At 71.0% G+C, this 23,743-nt stretch carries 21 protein-coding genes and 2 tRNA genes; 6 read left to right on the plus strand and 17 right to left on the minus strand.

What is annotated here, in order from left to right; all coding sequences use genetic code 11:
* Positions 1 to 24 precede the first annotated feature (24 nt).
* The 5 genes from ACZZY9_RS02185 to ACZZY9_RS02205 all read left to right on the plus strand — a co-directional run bounded on the left by ACZZY9_RS02185 (position 25) and on the right by ACZZY9_RS02205 (position 4,950).
* The gene (locus tag ACZZY9_RS02185) at positions 25 to 1,230 is read left to right on the plus strand and encodes a PucR family transcriptional regulator (RefSeq protein WP_192057901.1); all 1,206 of its coding nucleotides are present in this window, start codon (positions 25 to 27) and stop codon (positions 1,228 to 1,230) included.
* A 112-nt stretch (positions 1,231 to 1,342) separates the two neighbouring features.
* Positions 1,343 to 2,263, plus strand: a complete 921-nt coding sequence (locus ACZZY9_RS02190; RefSeq protein WP_463462815.1) for an ACP S-malonyltransferase — start codon at positions 1,343 to 1,345, stop codon at positions 2,261 to 2,263.
* Entirely contained in the window at positions 2,260 to 3,270 is a 1,011-nt protein-coding gene (locus ACZZY9_RS02195) for a beta-ketoacyl-ACP synthase III (RefSeq protein ID WP_463462816.1), read from the plus strand. The genes ACZZY9_RS02190 and ACZZY9_RS02195 overlap by 4 nt, the downstream gene beginning before the upstream one ends.
* Before the next feature lie 78 nt (positions 3,271 to 3,348).
* The gene (locus ACZZY9_RS02200; protein ID WP_055797067.1) at positions 3,349 to 3,597 is read left to right on the plus strand and encodes an acyl carrier protein; all 249 of its coding nucleotides are present in this window, start codon (positions 3,349 to 3,351) and stop codon (positions 3,595 to 3,597) included.
* A 114-nt stretch (positions 3,598 to 3,711) separates the two neighbouring features.
* A complete protein-coding gene (locus ACZZY9_RS02205; protein WP_192057907.1) occupies positions 3,712 to 4,950 on the plus strand; it encodes a beta-ketoacyl-[acyl-carrier-protein] synthase family protein in 1,239 nt (412 codons plus the stop codon).
* Positions 4,951 to 5,035: 85 nt separating this feature from the next.
* Here the strand turns inward: ACZZY9_RS02205 and ACZZY9_RS02210 are convergent, their stop codons facing one another.
* The 9 genes from ACZZY9_RS02210 to ACZZY9_RS02250 form a co-directional block, all read right to left on the minus strand.
* Positions 5,036 to 5,527: a DUF3145 domain-containing protein gene (locus ACZZY9_RS02210; RefSeq protein ID WP_192059171.1), complete on the minus strand. Its 492-nt coding sequence runs from the start codon at positions 5,525 to 5,527 to the stop codon at positions 5,036 to 5,038.
* A 184-nt stretch (positions 5,528 to 5,711) separates the two neighbouring features.
* Complete coding sequence (locus tag ACZZY9_RS02215; RefSeq protein ID WP_463462817.1) at positions 5,712 to 6,476, minus strand: DNA polymerase; 765 nt, start codon at positions 6,474 to 6,476, stop codon at positions 5,712 to 5,714.
* A gap of 960 nt (positions 6,477 to 7,436) precedes the next feature.
* Positions 7,437 to 8,288, minus strand: coding sequence for a DUF1684 domain-containing protein (locus tag ACZZY9_RS02220; RefSeq protein WP_243214086.1), 852 nt, complete (start codon positions 8,286 to 8,288; stop codon positions 7,437 to 7,439).
* 54 nt (positions 8,289 to 8,342) lie between these two features.
* Positions 8,343 to 8,975 carry an FMN reductase gene (locus ACZZY9_RS02225; protein WP_463462818.1) on the minus strand — a complete coding sequence of 211 codons (633 nt, stop codon included), beginning with the start codon at positions 8,973 to 8,975 and terminating at the stop codon, positions 8,343 to 8,345.
* A gap of 16 nt (positions 8,976 to 8,991) precedes the next feature.
* Positions 8,992 to 10,110: an LLM class flavin-dependent oxidoreductase gene (locus tag ACZZY9_RS02230; RefSeq protein ID WP_463462819.1), complete on the minus strand. Its 1,119-nt coding sequence runs from the start codon at positions 10,108 to 10,110 to the stop codon at positions 8,992 to 8,994.
* Positions 10,111 to 10,340: 230 nt separating this feature from the next.
* Complete coding sequence (locus ACZZY9_RS02235; protein WP_463462820.1) at positions 10,341 to 10,667, minus strand: hypothetical protein; 327 nt, start codon at positions 10,665 to 10,667, stop codon at positions 10,341 to 10,343.
* Between the two features lie 55 nt (positions 10,668 to 10,722).
* A tRNA-Ile gene (locus ACZZY9_RS02240) sits at positions 10,723 to 10,796 on the minus strand.
* A 33-nt stretch (positions 10,797 to 10,829) separates the two neighbouring features.
* On the minus strand, positions 10,830 to 12,080 hold the full coding sequence (locus ACZZY9_RS02245) for a glycosyltransferase (protein WP_463462821.1): 1,251 nt from the start codon (positions 12,078 to 12,080) through the stop codon (positions 10,830 to 10,832).
* Positions 12,081 to 12,154: 74 nt separating this feature from the next.
* Positions 12,155 to 13,069 (minus strand): DMT family transporter, encoded by a 915-nt coding sequence (locus ACZZY9_RS02250; protein ID WP_243215302.1) that lies wholly within the window; start codon positions 13,067 to 13,069, stop codon positions 12,155 to 12,157.
* A gap of 41 nt (positions 13,070 to 13,110) precedes the next feature.
* Here ACZZY9_RS02250 and def point away from each other — a divergent pair, with 41 nt between their 5' ends.
* Positions 13,111 to 13,677 (plus strand): peptide deformylase, encoded by a 567-nt coding sequence (def, locus tag ACZZY9_RS02255; RefSeq protein ID WP_243215301.1) that lies wholly within the window; start codon positions 13,111 to 13,113, stop codon positions 13,675 to 13,677.
* A 148-nt stretch (positions 13,678 to 13,825) separates the two neighbouring features.
* Here def and ACZZY9_RS02260 read toward each other — a convergent pair.
* From ACZZY9_RS02260 to dnaG, 8 genes are all read right to left on the minus strand, one after another.
* Positions 13,826 to 13,898, minus strand: a tRNA-Asn gene (locus ACZZY9_RS02260).
* Positions 13,899 to 13,988: 90 nt separating this feature from the next.
* Positions 13,989 to 14,987 (minus strand): NAD(P)-dependent oxidoreductase, encoded by a 999-nt coding sequence (locus tag ACZZY9_RS02265; RefSeq protein ID WP_463462822.1) that lies wholly within the window; start codon positions 14,985 to 14,987, stop codon positions 13,989 to 13,991.
* Positions 14,984 to 15,835, minus strand: coding sequence for an ATP-binding cassette domain-containing protein (locus ACZZY9_RS02270; RefSeq protein WP_279293145.1), 852 nt, complete (start codon positions 15,833 to 15,835; stop codon positions 14,984 to 14,986). The genes ACZZY9_RS02265 and ACZZY9_RS02270 overlap by 4 nt, the downstream gene beginning before the upstream one ends.
* A complete protein-coding gene (locus ACZZY9_RS02275; RefSeq protein ID WP_463464624.1) occupies positions 15,835 to 17,529 on the minus strand; it encodes a dipeptide ABC transporter ATP-binding protein in 1,695 nt (564 codons plus the stop codon). Before ACZZY9_RS02275 ends, ACZZY9_RS02270 begins: the two co-directional genes overlap by 1 nt.
* 80 nt (positions 17,530 to 17,609) lie before the next feature.
* Positions 17,610 to 18,650 (minus strand): ABC transporter permease, encoded by a 1,041-nt coding sequence (locus ACZZY9_RS02280; protein WP_243215299.1) that lies wholly within the window; start codon positions 18,648 to 18,650, stop codon positions 17,610 to 17,612.
* A gap of 2 nt (positions 18,651 to 18,652) precedes the next feature.
* Positions 18,653 to 19,750: an ABC transporter permease gene (locus tag ACZZY9_RS02285; RefSeq protein WP_192057923.1), complete on the minus strand. Its 1,098-nt coding sequence runs from the start codon at positions 19,748 to 19,750 to the stop codon at positions 18,653 to 18,655.
* A gap of 120 nt (positions 19,751 to 19,870) precedes the next feature.
* Positions 19,871 to 21,493 carry an ABC transporter substrate-binding protein gene (locus tag ACZZY9_RS02290; protein ID WP_243215297.1) on the minus strand — a complete coding sequence of 541 codons (1,623 nt, stop codon included), beginning with the start codon at positions 21,491 to 21,493 and terminating at the stop codon, positions 19,871 to 19,873.
* A 298-nt stretch (positions 21,494 to 21,791) separates the two neighbouring features.
* Positions 21,792 to 23,699: a DNA primase gene (dnaG, locus tag ACZZY9_RS02295; protein WP_463462823.1), complete on the minus strand. Its 1,908-nt coding sequence runs from the start codon at positions 23,697 to 23,699 to the stop codon at positions 21,792 to 21,794.
* Positions 23,700 to 23,743 lie beyond the last annotated feature (44 nt).

Here is a 23,743-nt window from a genome sequence, read left to right on the forward strand (position 1 = left end):
GCCGAGCGGGTTCCGAGCTCGCCCATGGAACCGTCCGCAGCCACGAAAGAGCGCACGCTCGCGTGGCTGCGGACGGTCTCGGGCGAACTCTCGACCAAGACCATCAAGCGACTGGAAGAGACGCTGCCCTGGTACGGCGACATGCCCCCCGGGCGACGCTCGGCCGTGGGTCTCGTCGCCCAGGCCGGCATCACGTCGTTCATCAGCTGGTTCGACGACCCCCGATCCACCCCGTGGATCGCCGCCGACGTCTTCGGGGCAGCGCCCCGCGAGCTTCTCCGCTCGATCAGCCTCCAGCAGACGCTGCAGCTGATCCGCGTCACCGTCGAGGTCGTCGAAGAACGGGTCAAAGACGGCGACGACTCGCTGCGCGAGGCCATCCTGCTCTACTCGCGCGAGATCGCCTTCGCCTCGGCCGACGTCTACGCGCGTGCCGCCGAGGCACGCGGCCTGTGGGACGCCCGTCTCGAGGCGCTGGTCGTCGACTCCATCCTCAGCGGCGAGTACGACGACGAGCTGCCGAGCCGCATCGCCGCGCTCGGCTGGCACGGGCACGGCGAGGTGTCCGTCCTCGTCGGGACGACGCCGCGGATGCTCGACGTCGACATGCTCCGGCGCACGGCGCGCCACCTCGCCGCCGACGTGCTCATCGGAGTCCAGGGGCGACGACTCGTGCTGGTGATCGGCCGTGCCGAGGAGACCCTCGACGAGAACGGCACCCCGACCTCCACGAGCCGACCCTCGTTCACCGACATCGCGAAGGCCCTCGAGCCCGGCTTCGGCGACGGCCACCTCGTGCTCGGACACGAGGTGCCCAGCCTCGTCGACGCCTCGAAGAGCGCCAAGACGGCGTTGGCCGGCTTCTCGGTGGCCCGGTCGTGGCGGAACGCCCCCCGCCCGGCACTCGCCGACGATCTGCTGCCCGAACGGGCCCTCGCGGGCGACCCCGTCGCCCGTTCGACACTGGTCAATCGCGTCTACAAGCCGCTGAAGAACCACTCCACCGAACTCCTGACCACGCTCTGGTGCTACCTCGACAACGGGCGATCGCTCGAGGCGACCGCTCGCGAGCTGTTCGTGCACCCGAACACCGTCCGATACCGCCTCAAGCGGGTCTCCGACGTGATCGGCTGGGACGCCACCGGCGCCCGGGAGGCGCTCATCCTGCAATCGGCGCTCATCCTGGGGTCGATAGCCGACCACGACGGGCAGGCGGGGCGGCGTCGCTGAGGCCGACCCGCGCCTCCTCGGCACCCGTCCTGGCGAGAAGCGACAAGCCCCGCCCCGATCTTTGGTCGAGTTGCTACACCTGCGAGGCCCCTCGGGGCGGCATGATGGATCAGTGATCGTTGTCGTTGCGCCCGGCCAGGGCTCCCAGAAACCCGGATTCCTCGAACCGTGGCTCGCCGACCCGCAGCTCGCCGACCTGCTCGGCAGCCTGTCGGCCGCCGCCGACGTCGACCTCGTCGCCCACGGCACGACCTCCGACGCCGACACCATCCGCGACACCGCGGTGGCGCAGCCCCTCATCGTCGCCGCGGGCATCCTCACGGCGCGCGCGCTCTTCGACCGCGTCGACCGCGCACGCGTGGCCGGTGTCGCCGGGCACTCCGTCGGCGAGTTCACCGCCGCCGCGGTCTCGGGGGTCCTCACCGACACCGATGCGGTCGCGCTCGTCGCCGAGCGGGGCCGCGCCATGGCCGAGGCCGCCATGCAGGCCGAGACCGGCATGAGCGCCGTCCTCGGCGGAGACCAGGCCGAACTGCTCGCCCGCCTCGACGAGCTCGGACTCGAGCCGGCCAACTACAACGGCGGCGGTCAGATCGTCGTCGCCGGCGAGCTCACCGCCCTCGCCGCCCTGGCCGAGCAGCCGCCCGCCAAGGCGCGCGTCATCCCCCTGCAGGTCGCCGGCGCCTTCCACACCCGTCACATGCAGCCCGCCGTCGAGCGACTCCGCACCGCGGCCTCCGCCGTGACCACGACCGACCCCGATCTGACGCTCTGGACGAACAACGACGGCAGCGTCGTCACCGAGGGCGCCCGATTCGTCGAGCTCATGGTCGGTCAGGTCGCGTCGCCCGTCCACTGGGACGCCACGATGGAGTCGTTCTCCGCCGCCGGCATCACGGGCCTGATCGAGCTGGCCCCCGCCGGCGCTCTGACCGGACTCGCCAAGCGCGCACTGAGGGGCGTCCCCTCCGTCGCCATCACGACACCCGACGACCTCCAGGCCGCCGTCGACCTCATCGAGGGAGCAGCATGACCACCCCCCAGCTCAGCCAGAACACCGGCGCGCAGTTCACCCGCATCTACGCCATCGGCGCCGCCCGCGGCGAGAACGTCGTGCCGAACGCCGACATCGTCGAGCCGATCAACTCGTCCGACGAGTGGATCCAGCAGCGCACCGGCGTCGTCACCCGCCGCCGCGCCGGCAAGGACGTGAAGGTCGTCGACCTCGCCGAGACCGCAGCGAAGGAGGCCATCGAGAAGTCGGGCATCCGCGCCGACCAGATCGGAGCCGTCCTCGTCTCGACCATCGGCGGCGGCGTGGCCACCCCGTCGGTCGCGTCGCTGCTCGCCGAGCGGGTCGGGGCCAACCCCGCGGCGGCCTACGACATCTCCGCCGCGTGCGCCGGCTACACCTACGGCATCGCGCAGGCCGACTCGTTCGTGAAGTCGGGTCTCGCCGAGTACGTGCTCGTGGTCGGCGCCGAGAAGCTCAGCGACGTCATCGACCCGACCGACCGCACGATCTCCTTCCTCCTCGCCGACGGCGCGGGCGCAGCGATCGTCGGCCCCGCCGAGTCGGCCGGGATCGGCCCGACCGTCTGGGGATCCGACGGCTCCAAGTGGGACGCCATCGGCATGACGAACACGATGGTCGAGTACCGCGAGGGCAACGGCGACGTGCCGTGGCCCACCCTGCGCCAAGAGGGCCAGACCGTGTTCCGCTGGGCCGTCTGGGAGATGGTCAAGGTCGCGAAGCTCGCCCTCGAGCGCGCCGGCGTGACCTCCGACCAGCTGTCCGCGTTCGTGCCCCACCAGGCCAACATGCGCATCATCGACGAGTTCGCGAAGCAGCTCGGTCTGCCCGAGTCGGTCGTCATCGGCCGCGACATCGCGACGATGGGCAACACGTCGGCCGCGAGCATCCCGCTCGCGACCCACCGCCTCCTCGACGAGCACCCCGAGCTCAGCGGCGGTCTCGCCCTGCAGATCGGCTTCGGTGCGGGCCTCGTCTTCGGCGCCCAGGTCGTCGTGCTCCCGTAGCGCGCCGCGCCTCCCCCAGCTTTCCGCCTGTATAGGCTTTACCCCGGTCAACCGACACCCCACAAGGAGAACAACACCATGGCACTGTCCACCGAAGAAGTCCTCGCCGGCCTGGCCGAGCTCATCAACGACGAGACCGGCATCGCGACCGACACGGTCGAGATGGGCAAGTCGTTCACCGACGACCTCGACATCGACTCGATCTCGATGATGACCATCGTCGTCAACGCCGAAGAGAAGTTCGACGTCAAGATCCCCGACGAAGAGGTCAAGAACCTCAAGACCGTCGGCGACGCCGTCACCTTCATCACCAAGGCACAGGACTAGACGTCAGCGGCCCGGTCGTTCCCTTTTAGGGACCGACCGGGCGCCCACGTCGACGGGACCGCCCGTCAGGCAGGCCGCACGCCCGTCCCGGGCAGTCCCTTCAGGAGAACAGTCATGACCAAGAAGATCGTCGTCACCGGCCTCGGTGCCACCACCCCCCTCGGCGGCACCGCCACCGAGAGCTGGCAGAACCTGCTGGCCGGCCAGTCGGGCATCACCACCCTCGAGCAGGAGTGGGTCGCCAAGTACGAGCTGCCCGTCACCTTCGCCGGGCAGGCCCGCGTGCCGTCCGCCGACGTGCTCGACCGTCGCGAGACCAAGCGCCTCGACCCCTCCAGCCAGTTCGCCCTCACCGCAGCGCGCGAGGCCTGGGCCGACGCCGGTTCGCCCGAGGTCGTCCCCGAGCGGTTCATCGTCGACTGGGCCACCGGCATCGGCGGCGTCTGGACCCTCCTCGACGGCTGGGACACCCTCCGCGAGAAGGGGCCGCGCCGCGTCCTGCCGATGACCGTCCCCATGCTCATGCCGAACGGCCCCGCCGCCGCCATCTCGATGACGCTCGGCGCCCGCGCCGGCGCCCGCACGGTCGTCTCGGCCTGCGCCTCCAGCACCGAGTCCATCGCGATGGCCTACGAGCACCTCCAGTCCGGTCTCGCCGACATCGCCATCGCCGGCGGGTCCGAGGCGGCCATCCACCCGATGCCGCTCGCGTCGTTCGCCGCCATGCAGGCCCTCTCGAAGCGCAACGACGACCCGGCCACCGCCTCCCGGCCGTACGACGTGACCCGTGACGGCTTCGTCCTCGCCGAAGGAGGCGCGGCGCTCGTCCTCGAGACGGAGGAGCACGCGCTCGCCCGCGGCGCCCGCATCTACGCCGAGCTGATCGGCGGCGCCGTCACCAGCGACTCGTACCACATCACCGCGCCCGACCCCGAGGGCAACGGGGCCGCCCGCGCGGTCATCACCACTCTCGAGAACGCCGGCGTCGACCGAGACCAGGTCGTGCACGTCAACGCCCACGCGACGAGCACCCCGGTGGGCGACATCGCCGAGTACCACGCCATCAAGCGCGTCTTCGGCGAGCACACCCCGAAGCTGATCGTCTCGGCGACGAAGGCGGCCACCGGGCACCTGCTCGGCGGTGCCGGCGGCATCGAGGCCCTCTTCACCGTGAAGGCCCTGCACGAGCGCCTCGCTCCCCCGACGATCAACGTCACCCAGATGGACGACGAGATCGACATGGACGTCGTGGTCGGCGAGCCCCGTGCACTGCCCGACGGCGAGATCGTCGCGCTGAGCAACTCGTTCGGCTTCGGCGGCCACAACGCCGTCATCGGGTTCCGTTCGGTCTGAACCATCGAAGGAGGCGCGGGTCGTGTCGAACACGACCCGCGCCTCCTTCGTGCGCCGCGACCGCACCGACCGCCGAGAGCTCGGGTCAGCCGACCTTGTGCAGCCAGACGACGGGGTTGCCCTCGCCGCTGTAGCGGAACGGCTCGAGCTCGTCGTCCCACGCCTGACCGAGGGCGAGACGGAGCTCGCGGTGCAGCTCGAGGGCGTTCGACCCGGCGACCTCCATCGCGTAGCGGACGCGGTCTTCGGGGATGACGGTGTTGCCCGCCGTGTCGGTCTGGGCGAAGAAGATGCCGAGATCGGGCGTGTGCATCCACCGACCGCCGTCGTGCTGCGAGTCGGGGTCCTCGGTCACCTCGTAGCGGAGGTGCTCCCAGCCGCGGAGGGCCGAGGCGATGCGGGCACCGGCACCGTCGTCGCCCTGCCACGAGAACTCCGTGCGCTGCGAACCGCCGAGCACGGGCTGGTCGACCCACGCGAAGTTGACGGCGTGCCCGAGGGCACGACCGACCGCCCATTCGACGTGTGGGCACAGTGCACGAGGGGACGAGTGCACGTAGAGCACTCCCCGAGTCATTGCAGCAGCCACGATTACTCCATTCGGTTAGGTGCGACTTCCCCATCGACCTGGTGAACGAGTGAAACGGTGGCTTCTCGTGCTGTATGAGATTGTGTGGGCGGACTGGTCCGCTCGCTGAATCATCGCAGACGGATGCACGGGATCACAACTGTGTAACTCCTGCCAGTTCGCCCTGGCGCCCCTACTTGGCCTGCGAGTAGTCGTCGACGACCGCGATCGTCACCGGGAACCGCACGGGCGCCTGCCCGAAGAGCAGCCGACCGGCGGCGGCGGCGCTCCGTTCGACGACGGCCACGACCTCGTCGGCGACCTCGGCGGGCGAGTGGACGACGATCTCGTCGTGCAGGAAGAACACCAGGTGCGGCGCCCCGTCGCCGAGCCCCGCGAACCGCGAGTGCAGCTCGGCGCGCGTGGCGCCCATCCAGCAGAGCGCCCACTCGGCCGCGGTGCCCTGCACCACGAAGTTGCGGGTGAAGCGGCCCCAGGCCCGGGCGTCACGACCGACCGGGCCCCGGTCCATCTCCGGGGGGAGGTCTTCGGCGACCTCGTCGCCCGGCCGCGGCGAGCTGCGCCCGAGCAGGGTGCTGACGACCCCGCCCGCCTCGCCCGCCCGGGCGGCGGCCTCGACGTACTCCATGGCCCGCGGGAACCGCCGGGCGAGTCGGGGAACGAGCCGACCGCTCTCGCCCTGCGTCGCGCCGTACATCGCCCCGAGCATCGCGACCTTCGCCTCGGCACGCGAGGCCACCGCGCCGCTGGACACGATGCCCTCGTACAGGTCTCCGTCGCCGGCCGCCGCCATCGCGGCGTCGCGCGAGAGCCCCGTGAGGATGCGGGGCTCGAGCGAGAGGCGTCCGCCACGACGAGCTTCCAGCCCGGGTCGGCCACGACGGCCGCGCGGACGGCCTTCGGCAGCTGCAGCGCGCCTCCCCCGCTCGTCGCCCACCGGCCCGTGACGACCCCGCCGGGCACGTAGTCGGGTCGGAACCGGCCCTGCCGCACCCAGGCGTCGACCCAGGCCCAGCCGTTGGCGACGAGGAGGCGCTGTCGGCGCTTGTAGCGCAGAAGCGGCTCGACGACCGGGTGCTCGTGCCGCTGGATCTCCCACTTGCTCGTCGACGCGACGGGCAGCCCCGCCCGGTTGAGCGCCTTGAGCAGTTCGGCGGGCGAGTCGGGGTTGAGGTCGGGGGCGGCGAGGGCCCCGCGGATCTCGACGACGTCGGCGGCCATCGCGGACGGCCGGTCTCCGGCGCGCGCGGGCCGGGGCCCCAGCGCCTCGGTCAGCAGGCGGTCGTGCACCCGAGCCGACCACGGGATGCCGCGGTGGTGCATCTCGCAGGCGACGAGGGCACCGGTGGACTCGGCGGTCGTCAGCAGCTCGAGCCCCTCGCGGTGAGCGCTCGACTCCACCGCGCGACGCTGACGCAGGAACTCGCCCAGCGGATCGGGCAGCGACTCGGGCACGACGTCGAACAAGCCGTCGCCCTGCGTCAGCTCGGCCTGAGGGCCGTCGTACGGCCCGGGCGGGGCCCCGTGCAGCTCGCCGCCCGTCGTCGCGGCCGAGCGCCGCAGGATCGCGTGGCAGAGCCGCAGGTCGACGCAGCGGGCCACGCGGACACCGAGGCCCAGGAGGCGCGGGTACCAGCTGCGGGTGTCGTCCCAGACCCAGCGCGGGGACTCCTCCACCTCGCGCGTGGCGACGGCCATCCCCAGCTCGCCCTCGGCGACCACGATCGGTGCCGCGGCCACCGGGGCCCTGTCGGAGGCGTAACGGTCGACGGGCGTGAACTCGACTCGACCGTCGGGCAGACGACGGAGCACGATGAACACGATGTCGATCATGCCACCGGCCACCGACGTCGGAGAGGGCGACCCGGGTGTCTGCGACGTCATCCCCCCGCGGGCGTCAGTGGAGGAGCGCGCCCGACCGGTCGAGCACGTTCTTCTCCCCCGCCTCCACCCGGACGCGCAGACGGTTCTGCGCGGGCGGGATGGGGCAGTTGAACTGGTACGAGAACGCGCAGGGTGGCAGGACCGCGCGGTTGAAGTCCAGGAGTATCGTGCCGTCGGGTGACGGGGTCGGGAACAGGAAGCGCCCGACCGAGTACGTGGTGTCGCCCGTCGTGCCGTCCGCGAAGACGAGCTGGAGGCGATCGCGGTCGCCGCTGGGGAACGCCGCCAGTTCGTAGTCGACGTCGTCGCGGCGGAATCGGATGAGTCCCGGGAGCGGCTTCGGCCGACTGAGGTCGAGGTCCTTCTGGTGCCGGATGTCGATCTCGGTGCCGGGCTCGGTCGTGACGAACTCCGCGGTCACCACCCACGACGGGTCGTAGGGGTAGGCGTCGATCGACCCGAAGGCCGTGGCCGCGTCGGAGCGGGAGTCCCACACCCGGAGGGCGTACGACGATCCGTCGTCGTTCGCGATCACCGTGCCCGTCGCACCACCCGCGAACGACACCCGGCCCGGCGTCATCGCGTCGTCCCCCGCGACCAGGGCCGTGCCGTCGACGAGCACGTCGTCGACGGTCACCCCGTCGGCGGCGCGGGCCGTGACCGTCAGCCCCGAGACGCCCGCCGGCGTGGGAGCCCAGACCCCGGCGACCCCCCAGATCGGCTGCTCACCGTCGACCCACTGGGTGTTCACCAGAGCCAGCGGCCCGGTCGGCGACGTCACCCGGGCGCGGCGCAGGGCGTGGAACCTCGTCGACTCGACCGACGGCGACGCGCCCGTCTCATGTCCTGGTGATGCGCTGCTCATGATCGTTCCTCTCGTCTGCGGGTCCAACACGGCGCACCGTGCGGGCATGCCCGCTCAGAGCGGATCGTCGCCGGCGAGTCGGCTCAGCTGCTGCTCGAAGGGCACGACGTCGGCGAACGGGTCGCCGCGCTCGGTCGAGCGCATCGCGACGAGGTCGGCGAACTCGCCGGCGGCACGGGTCACGCGCTCGGGCAGACCCGTCGTCGTCTCGTCGCCGGCGCCCCAGTCCTCGGACGCCGCGAAGACCGAGGTCGGAACGACCACGGACCTCAGGTACGAGAAGAGCGGCCGGAGCGCATGATCCAGCACGAGCGAGTGCCGGGCCGTGCCCGCGGTCGCCCCGACGAGGACCGGCGTGCCGGCCAGCGCCTCCTTGTCGATCACGTCGAAGAACGACTTGAAGAGTCCGCTGTACGACGCGGTGAACACCGGGGTCACCGCGATGAGGCCGTCCGCCCGGGTGACCCGGTCGATCACGCCGGCCAGCGCCTCCGAGGCGAACCCCGTCAGCATCGCGTCGGTGATCTCGTGCGCGAGGTCCCTCAGCTCGACCACCTCGAACTCGGCGGGGACGCCCGACTCGAGCATCGACCGGGCGGTCGCCTCGGCGAGGCGGTCGGCCAGGAGGCGCGTGGAGGAGGGCTGACCCAGCCCCGCGGAGACGACGACGATGTTCTTGGATGCCATGGTGCGCCTCCTCGGCTCAGCGGGTGGCGACGGCCGGAGCCGCCGCCGCGACGTCGACCGCCCCGTCGGCACGGGCCAACCGGGCGGCGTGGGTCGGTGCGTCGGGCACGTGCTCGGGGCGGTTCGTCGCGAACTCGCGCCGCAGCACCGGGACGACCTCCTCGCCGAGGATGTCCAGCTGATCGAGCACCGTCTGCAGGGGCAGCCCCGCGTGGTCGATCAGGAACAGCTGGCGCTGGTAGTCGCCGACGTAGTCGCGGAAGGCGAGGGTCTTGTCGATGACCTCCTGCGGGCTCCCGACCGTCAGCGGCGTCTGCGACGTGAAGTCCTCGAGGCTCGGCCCGTGGCCGTAGACCGGCGCGGAGTCGAAGTAGGGGCGGAAGGCGCGGACGGCGTCCTGCGAGTTCTTCGCCAGGAAGACCTGGCCGCCGAGACCCACGATCGCCTGGTCGGCACGGCCGTGACCGTGGTGCTCGTAGCGCGAGCGGTAGAGCTCGACCATCTGCTTCGTGTGCGAGGCCGGCCAGAAGATGTGGTTGGCGAAGAACCCGTCGCCGTAGTAAGCCGCCTGCTCGGCGATCTCGGGGCTGCGGATCGACCCGTGCCAGACGAAGGGCGGCACGCCGTCGAGCGGGCGCGGCGTCGACGTGAAGCTCTGCAGCGGGGTGCGGAAGTGGCCCTTCCAGTCGACGACGTCCTCGCGCCAGAGGCGGTGCAGCAGGGCGTAGTTCTCGATGGCGAGGTTGATGCCCTGGCGGATGTCCTTGCCGAACCAGGGATAGACCGGGCCGGTGTTGCCGCGGCCGAGCGTCAGATCGACGCGCCCGCCGGCGAGGTGCTGGAGGAGCGCGAAGTCCTCGGCGATCTTGACCGGGTCGTTCGTCGTGATCAGCGTCGTCGCGGTGCTGAGGATGATCCGCTCGGTCTGCGCCGCGATGTAGGCGAGCAGCGTCGTGGGGCTCGAGTTCACGAAGGGCGGGTTGTGGTGCTCGCCGGCGGCGTAGACGTCGAGACCGACCTCTTCGGCCTTCTTGGCGATCGCGACCATCGCGAGCAGGCGCTCGTGCTCGGTGGGCGTGCGGCCCGTGGTGGGATCTGGCGTGATGTCTCCGACGGAGAAGATTCCGAACTGCATGCGGACCACCTTAGCTGTTGTTCATGCGTATGTATGCAGTTGGGGGAACGGCCGGGCGCGGTGGAACATTCCCGCGGTCGCGTCGACTGCACCCCTCCGGTCGGCAACTCCTCACGGGTGCGCGCGGGCGGCGCTGCGTGGCCTGTGCCGGCGTGGTGCGCGGCACGGAGGAGGAGTTGCCGACCGCGGCGGCCGCGCGGGCGGGCGCGCGGGCGGGCGCGCGGACGGGCTCAGGCGAGGGGCGCCAGGCGGAGGAACTTCTCGGCCACGGAGGCCGAGCGGACGGGCCCCTCGCCGTCGCGGTCCAGCTGGGGCGAGTCGAACTCCACGAGCCAGGTGCGCGCCGAGCCGCCTATCGCCGAGACGCCCTGCCAGGCCGAGCCCCCGGCGCGGACGATGATGCCGGTGGGTCCGTAGGGGAACGGAGTGCCCGCGTCTTCGTCGGAGTCGAGCACGTACACCTGGGCGCCCACGCCGAAGCGAGGGGCGGACGGCGCTCCCCCCGGAGAGATGGAGTCGTCGCCGGCAGGGGTGTCGCGTGTCCGTCGGGTGAACATGCACACATGGTGGCATGCCCGACCGGGTTGCGACCGACCGTCGAGGGTCGTGTCGTAGGGCGGACGGGACTTGAACCCGTGACCGATCGATTATGAGTCGACTGCTCTAACCGGCTGAGCTACCGCCCCGTGCCGACCGACCGCCCAGGAGGCGCGGGTCGGTCAGGCGTCGGCGGCCGAGGCCACCGGTTCCCCACGATACAGCGACTCGAAGACGCTCACCGTCCGCTGGATGTCGTGTCCCTCGATGACCTGCAGGCTCGCTCGGCGCATGGCGAGGTACTCGTCGTCGCCCGCCGTGAGCACGCGGGTCAGCTTGTCGGCCAGGTCGCGGCTGTCGCCCGGCCTGAAGAGGTACCCGTTGACCCCCTCGTCGACGAGGTGCGGCAGCGCCATGGCGTCGGCGACGACGAGCGGGAGACCGGAGGCCATGGCCTCGAGGCTGGCGATGCTCTGCAGCTCGGCCACCGACGGCATGGCGAAGACGGTCGCCTCCGTGAGGGTCCGCCGCAGCTCGGCGTCCGACAGGTAGCCGGCGAAGGTGACGCGTTCGGCGAGGCCCAGTTCGACGGTCATCAGCTGCAGCTGCTTGAGCAGGTCGCCGCCGCCCACGATGGTGAGTCGCGCGTCGAGTGCTGGGTCGAGCAGGGTCATGGCCTTGAGCAGCACGTCGATCTGCTTCTCGGCCGTGACCCGACCGACGAAGACCACCCGGTTCGCGGCGGGTCGGTCGTCGCGCGCCGTGTAGTCGGCGGCCTCGATGCCGCACGACACGGCCAGCACGCCGGTGACGGCGACCGACCGTTCCAGGAACGTCGCGGCCCGCCTGGTCGGCGTCGTGATCGCCGCGACGTGCGTGTAGGTCTTCGCCGCGTCCCGCCACGCGAGCTTGACGGCCGTCGCGCGGAGGAAGTGCGGCAGCCCGGTGTGCTCGAGGAGGTTCTCGGGCATGAAGTGGTTGGTGGCGATGACCCGGATGCCGCGGCGGTTGGCGACGCGGACGACGGCGCGACCGATCACGATGTGCGACTGGATGTGCACGACGTCGGGTCGGATCTGCTCGATGATGCGCTCGGCGTTGGGCTCGGCACGCCACGGCGTCGCGAAGCGCAGCCAGTCGTGGAGGGGCCAGCGCGTCGAGTACAGACGATGGACGGTCAGGGTCACGCCGTCGTGCTGCTCGAGGAACGTCCCGTGGTGGCGGTCGGCCGCCGGGCAGATGACGTGCACGTCGTGCCCGCGGCCCGCCAGGCCGACGGCGAGTCGCTCGGCGAAGTTGGCGGCGCCGTTGACGTCGGGCGGGAACGTGTCCGCCGCGATCAGCACGGTGAGGCGCGGCGCGGTGTCGCCGCCGCCCGGACCGGTCGCGTTCTCGTCGCGGGGTTCGGGGGCGTGGTCTGGGGCGGGTGTCACGTGTCGTGGCGTCCTTGTGCTCGTGGTTCGCTGGTGCCCCGCCGATGGCGTCTGCGGCGCGGGACCACGGTAGCTCAGCTTCGCTTGGCGGGCTGGTATTTGGCGAGCTGGAACACGCCGTAGACGGCGATCGCGCCCGCGACGAGGAAGAGCGCGACGGCGTAGCCGGGCGCGTTCGCGGCCTCGCCGAGCACCACGATGCCGATGGTGACCGCGACGATGGGGTCGACCACCGTCAGCCCGGCGATCACGAGGTCGGGCGACCCCGACGAGTAGGCGTTCTGCACGAAGTACCCGCCGAGGGCCGCCGCCGCGAGGAGCATGACGATGCAGACGATGCTCAGACCGTCGAAGTTGCCGGCGAACACCCGGTTCAGCACGACCTTCGCGAGCGTGGCGACGAAGCCGTAGAGCACCCCGGCGCCGATGATGTAGAACAGCGCGCTGCGTCGGTGCCGCAGGGCGACGAACGCGACGGCGAGGACGGCGCCCACGACGAGCAGGATGACGAGCACGGTGATCAGCTGATCGGTCGTGATCTCCGTCTCGATGGCGGTGAAGGCGGCCACCGTGGCGAAGAGGCCAATGCCGCCGACGCAGATCGCGATCGACCGCTTGATGCGCCCCGTCAGCCGCCGCCCGGTCGACCGGGCGTTGAGCACGGCGGTGATCACGAGCGCGACGGCCCCGAGCGGCTGCACCACGAGCAGCGGGGCGACCCGGAGACTCGTCAGCTGGAACACCACGGCCAGCCCCAGCATCAGCGTGCCCATCACCCACGACGGTCGACCGATCAGCGCGAGCACCTGGCGGACGCTCATCCCGCCGCGCGACGCCCCGAGTCGCGTCTCGACCTTGGCGACGCCGCGGTGCTGCAGCTGCGCGCCGATCGAGAGGAACACGGCGCCGATCAGGGCGATGGGGATCCCCAGCGCCTGGAACGGGGTCAACGAGACCTGCTCGGTCAGATCGCTGAGGTTCGGGCTCACGGCGTCCACGGTAGCGGGCCGCCGCTCAGTAGGCTGGACGAATGGCCGTTCGCCCCATCACCATCACGGGTGACCCCGTGCTGCACTCCCCCGCCTCCGACGTCGCCGAGATCGACGACGCGATCCGCACCCTCGTCGCCGACATGTTCGAGACCATGGACGCCGCCCCCGGCGTCGGTCTCGCCGGCCCGCAGGTCGGTGTCGGCCTCCGGCTCTTCGTCTTCTCGTGGACGGACGACGACGGCGACGACTGGCGCGGCGTCGCTATCAACCCCACCCTGTGGCAGACCCCCCTCTCGATCGAGCCGCTCGACGACGACGACGAGTCGGAGGGCTGCCTTTCGGTTCCCGGCGAGCGGTTCCCGCTGCGTCGAGCCGAGGGGGTCATCCTCCGTGCGACCGACCTTGAGGGCGACGAGTACGAGATCGAGGCGCACGGCTGGCTCGCCCGCATCTTCCAGCACGAGTACGACCACCTCGACGGCGTGCTGTACACCGACCGGCTCGAGCACCCGTTCCACAAGGCGGCCGCCAAGGCCGTCAAGAAGGCCGGCTGGGGCTCCCCCGGCCGGACCTGGCTGCCCGGCGTCGATCACCCCGAAGACTGATCGGCCGAGAACGACCGGGCGAGAGCCCCGAGGAGGCGCGCGACGGCACCAGCCGGACCGCGCCTCCTCGGCGTACCCGGCTCGAGAACCTCGTCGTCGACGTGAGGGCAAAGAAAAAGGCCCAGAGGGTGGAGCCTCTGGGCCTTCGCTCCCCGACTTGGACTCGAACCAAGAACCTGCCGGTTAACAGCCGGCTGCTCTGCCAATTGAGCTATCGAGGAATGGCAACTGCGTCAGACCGGAGCCTTCGACAGCGGACCCAACTGTAGCAAAGATTCGGGGGCGCATCGAACACGACGCGCCCCCGGGTCTCAGTAGCCGTCGGCCGGGTCGACGACCCCGGCGAAATCGCCGTCGCCGAGCAGCGCGCGCACGTTGTGCGTGATGCGCTCGGCGAGCAGCGGCGCCGTCATCTCGGGCGTGTCCGCCTGGTGCGGCGTCACGATGACCCGGGGGTCGCCCCAGAGCGGGTGGCCGTCGGGCAGCGGCTCGGGCGAGGTCACGTCGACGCCCGCACCCCAGATCCGCTCGGCGCGGACGGTCTCGACCAGCGCCTCCGTGTCGACCAGGTCGCCCCGCGCGATGTTGACGACCACGGCGGTCGGCTTGAGCGACGCGAGACGCGGGCCGTCGAGCAGCCGCGACGTGCCCGACGTCGCCGCCGCCGCGAGCACGACGACGTCCGCCTCGGGCAGCACCTCGTCGATGCGGTCGACCGTGACGGTGCGCTCGACGCCCTCGACGGGCGTCTCGCCGCGACGGACGATCGTCACGCGGGTCTCGAAGGGACCCAGCAGCCGGACGAGCTCGAGCGCGATGCCCCCGGCGCCCACGATCACGACGTTCCTGCCGTAGAGCGACAGCCCGCGCTGCTCGGTCTGCCAGCTCGTCGCCTGCACGCGCGACGGCACGACCCGCAGCAGCGAGAGCACGAGCATGAGCGCGTGCTCGGCGACGGGCTCCGAGAAGGCGCCCTTCGCGCTCGTCCAGAGCGGTCGCGGCGAGTCGGCGTAGCGGGCCAGCAGATCGGAGAACGCGTCGACCCCGGCGTAGGGCAGCTGCACCCACTCGATGCCCGGGTGCCGCTCGAGGGCCAGCGCCAGACCCTCGGTGTCGGTGTACGAGAGCCAGATCAGCCCCCGCGTCTCGTCGCCGAGGGGGACGACCGTGGCACCCCCGGCGCGCACGGCGTCGACGAAGCGCGGATTCTCACGGGGCGCCAGGCTGACGGGCCCGGGCGACGGTCGCCGGTCGGCCGGGAGGCTGACGGTGGTCGTCGTCGCCCGGTGCCCCCTGGTCGGCGCCGTCACGACTCGTCCCGTTCGTCGGGGCGGATGATGTCGATCGGCGTGGTCGTCGAGAGGACCTTCACGTACGGGTCGACCCCGTCGCGCAGCACCTCGTCGATGGCCCCGAGCCCGACGAGCCGCCCCGAACGCATCACGGCGACGCGGTCGGTGATGGCCCGCGCCTCCGAGACGGACGACGTGACGACCAGCGCCGAGAACCGCCGGTCGCCGTGCAGGTTCTTGATGACGTCGAGAACCGCCTGCCGCACGAGCACGTCGACTCCGCGCGCCGGTTCGTCGGCCACGAGGAGGCGCGGCTCGAGCACCAGGGACCGCGCCAGGGCCACCCGTTGCCGCTGCCCGGCGCTCAGCTCCCAGGTCTGCTTGAGCATCGTGCCGAGCGGGAGGTGCACGGCGTCGATGAGGTCGGCGACGAGTCGGCCGGCCTCCGTGCGGTCGAACCGCTTGTCGCGCTGGTAGATGGGCTGGGCGATCGTCTCGCCGACGGTGAGGTCGGGGCTGAGCCGCTCGCCGTCGTCCTGGGCGAGGTAGCCGACGGCACCCGAGAGACGGTCGCGCCGACGAGGCGACGATCGCAGCAGGTCGAGCCCGAACACGCGCGCGGCTCCCCCGACGATGCGCGGTCGCCCCTCCGCCGGTCGCTCGGTGCCGGCGAGCCCGGCCAGCGCCATGGCGAGCGTCGACTTGCCCGAGCCGCTCTCGCCGAGCACGGCCAGGATCTCGCCCGGCGCGATGGACAGCGTGACGCCGTCGACGGCCCGGACCGCCGGATGCCCGCTGCGCGCCGGGTACTCCAGCGAGAGGTCGTCGGTGGTGACCGGCGCGCCCATGTCGAGGTCGACGGCCATCAGGCGGCCCCTCCCGCGACGTCGCCGCGGGCCGCGGCACGGTCGAGCTCGGCGAGCCGCTCGCGACGGGCGGCCTGCTCGACCGGGTCGGGCACCGGCAGCGACGCCAGCAGACGCTGCGTGTACGGGTGCTCGGGTGCGCCGAGCACCTGGTCGTTCGGCCCGCTCTCGATGAGGTCTCCGTGGTACAGCACGCCGATCCGGTCGGCGAGCATGTTGACGACGGCGAGGTCGTGGCTGATGAACAGCGCCGCGAAGCCGAGGTCGGTCTGCAGCTCTCGGAAGAGCTCGAGCACGCGCGCCTGAACCGAGACGTCAAGCGCGCTCGTCGGCTCGTCGGCGATCAGCAGTGCCGGCTCGAGGGCCAGCGAGCGGGCGAGGCTCGCCCGCTGGCGCTGTCCGCCGCTCAGCTCGTGCGGGTAGCGGTCGCCGAACGCCTTGGGCAGCTGGACGGCCTCGAGCAGCTCGTCGACCCTCCGCCTGGCCGCTCGGGCGTCGCTGGCCCGGCCGTGCACGATCAGCGGCTCGGCGACGCACTCGGCGATGGTCAGCAGCGGGTTGAAGCTCGACGCGGGGTCCTGGAAGACGAAGCCGATCTCGGCGCGCTTGGGCTTGAAGTCCCGCTCGTGCACTCCGTTCATCTCGATGCCGAGCACGTCGAGCGAGCCGCCGGTGACGGGGGTGAGACCCGCGATTGCCCGGCCGATGGTGGTCTTGCCCGAGCCGCTCTCGCCGACCAGGCCCAGCACCTCGCCACGGGCGATCGAGAAGTCGACGCCCTTGACGGCCCGGAAGCCGCCGCGCCCGAGACGGCCGGGGTACTCGATCTCGAGACCCGTCGCCCGGACGACCACGTCGCGGTCGGCCTCGGCCGCCTGGACCTGCGCGCCGCGCGACTCGAGTCGGGGCACCGACCCGAGCAGTCGCCGCGTGTAGTCGTCCTTCGGCGACGCGAACAACTCGGCCGACGACGCCTGCTCGACGACCTTGCCGAGGTACATCACCGCGACCCGGTCGGCGAGGTCGGCCACGACCCCCATGTTGTGGGTGATCAGCACGATCGCGGTGCCGAACTCGTCGCGCAGGTCGCGGAGCAGGTCGAGGATCTCGGCCTGCACCGTGACGTCGAGGGCGGTGGTCGGCTCGTCGGCCACGATGACCGAGGGGTTCAGCACGAGCGCCATCGCGATGACGACGCGCTGCTTCTGACCGCCCGAGAACTGGTGCGGGTAGTAGTCGACCCGCTTCTCGGGCTCGGGGATGCCGACGCGGCGGAGGATGTCGATCGCCCGGCGCCGCGCCTCCTTCTTCTTGATCGCCCCGTGGGCGCGCAGCCCCTCGATGATCTGCCAGCCCACCGTGTAGACGGGGTTGAGGGCCGTGGATGGCTCCTGGAAGACCATGGCGACGTCGCGACCGCGCATCGCGCGCATCGCCGACGGCGTCACCTCGAGGACGTTCCGCCCCGAGAGCAGCACGGCGCCGGTCGCGACCGCTGTCTCGGGCAGCAGCCCGAGGATCGTCTTGGCGGTCACCGTCTTGCCGCTGCCGGACTCGCCGACGATGGCGAGCACCTCGCCGGCGCGGACGTCGAGCGTGACGCCCTGAACGGCCGCGACGTCGCCGCCGTCGGTCGCGAAGGTGACTTCGAGGCCGCTGATGCCGACCGCGATGTCGCGGGCCTCGCGGGGCAGGCCGTGACCGGCGTGGCGGACCGGAGCCGCGCCTCCTCGGCCCGGACCGTCGGAGCGGCCCGTCGTGTCAGTCGTGTCGCTCACGCGGGGACCTCCTCGGCGGCGACCGCAGGGGTCGCCGTGTCGTTCTTCGTCTTGCGGCGGGCCCGACGGCGGGTCCGGAGGCGCGGGTCGGCCAGGTCGTTCAGGCTCTCGCCCACGAGGGTGATGCCGAGCACCATGAGCACGATGGCGGCGCCCGGGAAGACGCCCGTCCACCAGATGCCGCTCGCGGTGTCGCTGAGCGCGCGGTTGAGGTCGTAGCCCCATTCGGCCGCCGAGGTCGGACCGATGCCGAACCCGAGGAACCCCAGGGCGGCGAGCGTGAGGATCGCCTCGGACGCGTTCAGCGTGAGGATCAGCGGCAGGCTGCGCGTGGAGTTGCGCAGCACGTGCTTGAACATGATGCGCGGCGTGCTGCTGCCGACGACCTTCGCCGACTCGACGAAGGCCTCGCTCTTCAGCCGGACGGCCTCCGCCCGTACGACGCGGAAGTACTGCGGCACGTAGACGACCGTGATCGAGATGCCGGCCGAGACGATCCCGCCCCAGAGGCTCGACTGACCGCCGCTGATCACGATCGAGACGACGATGGCGAGCAGCAGCGACGGGAACGCGTAGACGGCGTCGGCGATGACGACGAGCACCCGGTCGAGCCAGCCGCCGAGGTAGCCCGAGACGAGACCGAGGGCCACGCCGATCGTGATCGAGAGCACGACGGCGACGACCACGACGGCGATCGCGGTGCGGGTGCCCCAGACCACCCGGCTGAAGACGTCGTAGCCGCCGACGGTCGTGCCCCAGAGGTGCATGGCCGACGGCGGGGCCTGACGGGTGAAGGTGCCCGCGTCGTCGCCGAGCTGGCCGAAGCCGTACGGGGCGATGAGCGGGGCGAACACGGCCGTGAGCAGGAAGACGGCGCAGATGACCACGCCGGCGACGAGCATGCCGCGCTGCAGGCCCACGGACCGGCGCAGCTGCGCGACGATCGGGAGGCGCTTCCAGAGCGGAGCGCGACGGTCGGCGAGGACGCCGGTGCCGGTGGTGCTGGAGGTGTTGGAAGTGCTGCCGGAGTCGGTCATGGTCAGTACCTCACACGGGGGTCGATCAGGGCCGCGATGACGTCGACCAGGAAGTTCGTGACGGCGACGATCACCGCCAGGACGGCGACGATGCCCTGCACGGCGATGAAGTCGCGGGCCGAGAGGTACTGCTGCAGCTGGAAGCCGAGCCCGCGCCAGCCGAACGTGGTCTCGGTCAGCACCGAGCCGCCGAGCAGCATCGCGATCTGCAGACCCATCACCGTGATGATGGGGATCAGCGCGGGCTTCAGGGCGTGCTTGCGGACGAGACGGAGCTCGCTGACGCCCCGCGAACGGGCGGCGTCGATGTAGTCGGAGCCCAGGGTGCCGATCACGTTCGTGCGCACCAGACGCAGGAAGATGCCGGCGGTGAGCAGCCCGAGGGTGAGCGCCGGGAGCACAGCGTGCGAGAGCACGTCGACGATGATCGTGCTGTTGCCGGTGCGGAGGGCGTCGATCAGGTAGATGCCCGTCGGGCTCTCGATCCGTCCGAGGGCGATGCCCACGCGCGTCGAGGCGCGACCGCCCAGCGGGAACCAGCCCAGCCAGACCGAGAACGTCAGCTTCAGCAGCAGACCCGCGAAGAACACCGGGGTGGCGTAGGCGAGGATCGCGAGGATGCGGAGGATCGCGTCGGGCCAGCGGTCGCGCACGTACGCGGCCAGCATGCCGAGCGGGATGCCGATCACCAGCGCGATGATCAGCGCGTAGAAGACGAGCTCGACGGTCGCCGAGCCGTAGGTCACGATGACCTCGCTGATCTGGCGGTTGTCGGTCGCGGTGGTGCCGAAATCGAGCCGAACGATCTGGCCGAGGTACTCGAGGTACTGGACGATGATCGGGCGGTCGTAACCGGCGGCGGCGAGGCGCTCCTGCAGCTGGGCCTCGGTGAGGCGGCCCCCGACGGAGGCGGTGATCGGGTTGCCGACGACCCGCATCAGGAAGAAGACCAGGGTTACCAGGATGAAGACGGTGGGGATGATGAGGAGCGCGCGGACCACGAGGTAGCGACCGAATCCTCCACCGGGACGACGTCGTCGCACGGTGGGGTCGGGGGTGGGCGGCCCGCTCGCGAGGGGGGCCTCGATGAGCGACGTCACGGGGGGTGCCTTTCAGGGGTGAGGGCGACGCACGACGCACGAAAGGGCGTCCCGCACCATGGCGGGACGCCCCTCGCGTGTCAGGCGTCGTGGAACATGTTCGCTCGCGCGATCAACCGGTCAGCGGCTGAGCGCTGCGTAGCGGAACTTGAACGACGGGTCGAGCGTGTCGTCGACACCCTGCACGTCGCTCTGCGAGACGACGACCTGCGTGCCCTGCAGCAGCGGCAGCGTGGGCAGGTCGTTCGCGACGACGTCCTGGATCTGACCGATGATCTCGGTGCGGGCGGCCTCGTCGGACTCCGCGATCTCGGAGGCGAGCAGACCCTGCACCTGGGCGGAGTCGTAGTGGTTGCCGACGAAGTTGTCCTTCACGAAGAACGGCGACAGGTAGTTGTCGGCGTCCGAGAAGTCCGGGAACCAGCCGAGCTGGTACACGGGGTAGGCGTCTTCGCGGCGCTCGGTGCTGTAGGTGTCCCACAGGGTCGACTGCAGGTTGACCTCGAACAGGCCGCTGGCCTGCAGCTGCGTCTGGATCAGCGCGTACTCCTCGTCGCTCGAGGCGCCGTAGTGGTCGGGGCTGTACTGCAGGTCGATCGAGACCGGGGTCTCGATGCCGGCCGCCGAGAGCTTCTCGGTCGCGGCGTCGACGTCGGGCCCGCCCTCGCCGTCGCCGTAGAGCGACTCGAGCGGCTTCGTCGCGCCGGTCAGGCCGTCGGGGACGACCGAGTAGAGCGGCGTGTACGTGTCGTTGTAGACCTCGCTCGCGAGAGCGTCGCGGTCGACCGTGTCGGCGATGGCCTGGCGGACGGCCAGGGCCTTCTCGGCGTCGGCGTCGGTCTGCGTGGCGCCGAAGGGCATCGTGTTCAGGTTGAACACCAGGTAGCGGATCTCGCCGCCGGGGCCGTTGTGCACCGTCAGAGCGTCGTCCTTCGCCAGGTCGGCGAGGTCGGTCGGGCTCAGGCTGCGGTTGGCGACGTCGACGTCGCCCTGCTGCACGGCGAGCTTCAGATCGGTCTCCTCGGTGTAGTAGGTAGCCAGGACCGAGTCGGTCTTCGCCGCGCCGAGCACGCCGTCGTACGCATCGTTAGCCTCGTAGGCGATCGTCTCGTTCTCGGAGTAGTCGGTGATCGAGTACTGACCCGAGAACGCGTCGGCCGCGACGATGTCGTCGGCGGGCGTGAGCTCGGTGGCCGAGAAGACCTCTTCGTCGACGATCGGTGAGGCCGGGCTCGACAGGATCTGGGGCCAGGTCTGGTCGGCGCCGTTCAGCGTGAAGACGACGGTGCTGTCGTCGGGGGTCTCGACACTCGCCAGGTTGCCGAGCAGCGACGACGGCCCGTTGGGGTCGGCGATCGCCAGCTGACGGTCGAACGTGAACTTGACGTCGCTCGCGGTCAGCTCGTTGCCGTTCGCGAAGGTCAGGTCGGGCTTCATGGTGACCGTGTACGTGACCGGGTCGGTGAACTCGGCCGACTCGGCCAGGTCGGGCTCGACGTCGGGGCTGCCGTACGGCGAGTTCATGAGGAACCCGAAGACCTGGTTCTGCACGGCGAACGAGCCGTTGTCGTACGAGCCGGCCGGGTCGAGGGAGGTGATGACGTCGGTCGTGCCGACGCTGATGCCGTCGAGAGCGGAGTCGGCGTCACCGCCCGAGGCGCAACCGGCGAGGATGAGGGTGGTGGCAGCGGCGCCACCGACGACGGCGAGTGCGCGTCGTCCGAGCTTGGAGTCGGATGTCATATCCGGTTACCTCTTTCTCTGTGTGCAAGGAGACCCCGCGGGCACGGCTGTGTTCGCGCCCGATTCGGGGTGGATCCATTGGTAACACACACCGGACTCGCGGCCCTACTCCTCGCGGAAGTGTTTACAGGCCCGCAATGAACCTTTGCCACGTGGTCCGCGTCGTGCTTTTCGGCCTGTTCAGAGCGTGGTTCGACGGGCGGGCGGATGTATGCGCATCCATGCGGCCATTGCTGACGCTGACGCTGACGCTGACGCTGACGCTGACGTTGCCGCTGCCGCTGCCGCCGCCGCCGGGCTACTCCTGCCGGACGACCCGGCGCTCGTTCTCGAGCTGGACGATGCGCAGCTGGATCTCGCGGTGCCGCGCGGGGTCGACCTTCGCGTCGGTGCGCAGCAGCTGGCCCATCGCCTCGGCCTTCTCGCGGAGGATGTCGCGCTCGACCAGCGACGAGACGATGCCGCGGCAGTACGTGGTGATCTCCCGACCCTCCCGCTCGGGGATCGGCGCGACGGCCAGCTCCTTCGCGAGGACGTCGAAAGGCGCGGGCGTCTGATCGAGCACGGCGTCGAGCCAGTCGCTCGCCTCGAGCCGGTCGAGACTGACGCCGATGGCGTCGCGGACCACCGAGAGCGCGCTGTTCTCCAGGCGAGCACGGGCCGCGCGCTGCATCAGCGTCAGACCGACGGCGGCCGGCTGCTGCAGCATCGCCATCAGGGCGTCGCGTTCGGTGCGGGTCGTCAGGTCGGACGGCAGAGTCAGCAGGGTCGGGCCCGCGGGCTCGTCGGGCAACGGCGGGAGACTCGTGATCGACTGCGGGCCGTCGGAGGCGTCGTGCGGCTTGGCGCGCTCGAGGGAGTTCTGGCTCGCCGTCGCCTTCGCGACCTCCTGATACGCCGCCACGACCTCGTCGGTGTCGACGCCCACCCACTTCGCCAGCATCCGCGCGTAGCCGCGCTGCAGCGACTGCTCGCGCATCGTCGCCAGCACCGGGGCCCCGGCCCGGACCGCACCGGCACGACCCTCCACGGTCTCGAGGTCGAACTCGTCGATCACCCGACGGATCATGAACTCGAACAGCGGACGCTTCGTCTCGACCAGACGCCGGACGGCGTCGTCGCCCCGGTTCAGCCGCAGATCGCACGGGTCGAGGCCGTCGGGGGCGACCGCGACGAACGTCTGCGCCGAGAAGCGCTGCTCTTCGGCGTAGGCCCGCGAGGCGGCGCGCTGCCCCGCCTCGTCGGGGTCGAACGTGAAGATGACCTCGCCGCTCGCCGAGGTGTGGGCCCCGCCGACGTCGCCCAGCATCGGCCGCAGCAGCTTGATGTGGTCGACGCCGAACGACGTACCGCAGGTCGCGACGGCCGTCGTCACCCCCGCCAGATGGCACGCCATGACGTCGGTGTAGCCCTCGACGATGACGACCTGCTTGCCCTTCGAGATGTCGCGACGGGCCAGATCGAGACCGTAGAGCACCTGCGACTTGTGGTAGATCGGCGTCTCGGGGGTGTTGAGGTACTTCGGGCCCTTGTCGTCGTCGAGCAGACGCCTCGCCCCGAAGCCGATCGTCGACCCCGTGACATCGCGGATCGGCCAGAGCAGGCGACCCCTGAACCGGTCGTACGGACTGCGGTCGCCGCTGCTCAGCAGACCGGCCGCCACGAGCTCGTCGTCGCTGAAGCCGCGGCCCTTGAGGTGGCCGCGCAGGGCGTCGAACGACTTCGGCGCGAAACCGACCCCGAAGCGCTCCGCCGCCGCAGGGTCGAAGCCCCTCTCGCCGAGGAACCGCCTCGCGGGGTCGGCGTCGGACGCCGTCAGGTGCTCGACGAAGAACTCGCGCGCGCCCTCGTTCGCGGCGATGAGGCGCGCCCGGTTGCCGTGGTCGCTGGCCTGACCGCCGTCTTCGTAGTGCAGCTCGAAGCCGATCTTCGACGCCAGACGCTCGACGGCCTCCTGGAAGGTAGTGTGGTCCATCTTCTGGACGAAGCTGAAGACGTCGCCGTCCTCACCGCAGCCGAAGCAGTGGTACCGACCCACCTGCGGACGCACGTGGAAGCTGGGGCTGCGCTCGTCGTGGAACGGGCAGAGGCCCTTCATCGACCCGACGCCGGCGCCCTTGAGGGTGACGTGATCGGAGACCACGTCGACGATGTTCGTGCGCGAGCGGACCTCGTCGATGTCGTTTCGTTTGATCAGGCCGGGCACGTTTCGATTGTAGGTCGCGCTGCTGACACCGACGGTCGCTCGCG

The sequence above is a fragment of the Frigoribacterium sp. AC394 genome, assembly GCF_979258095.1.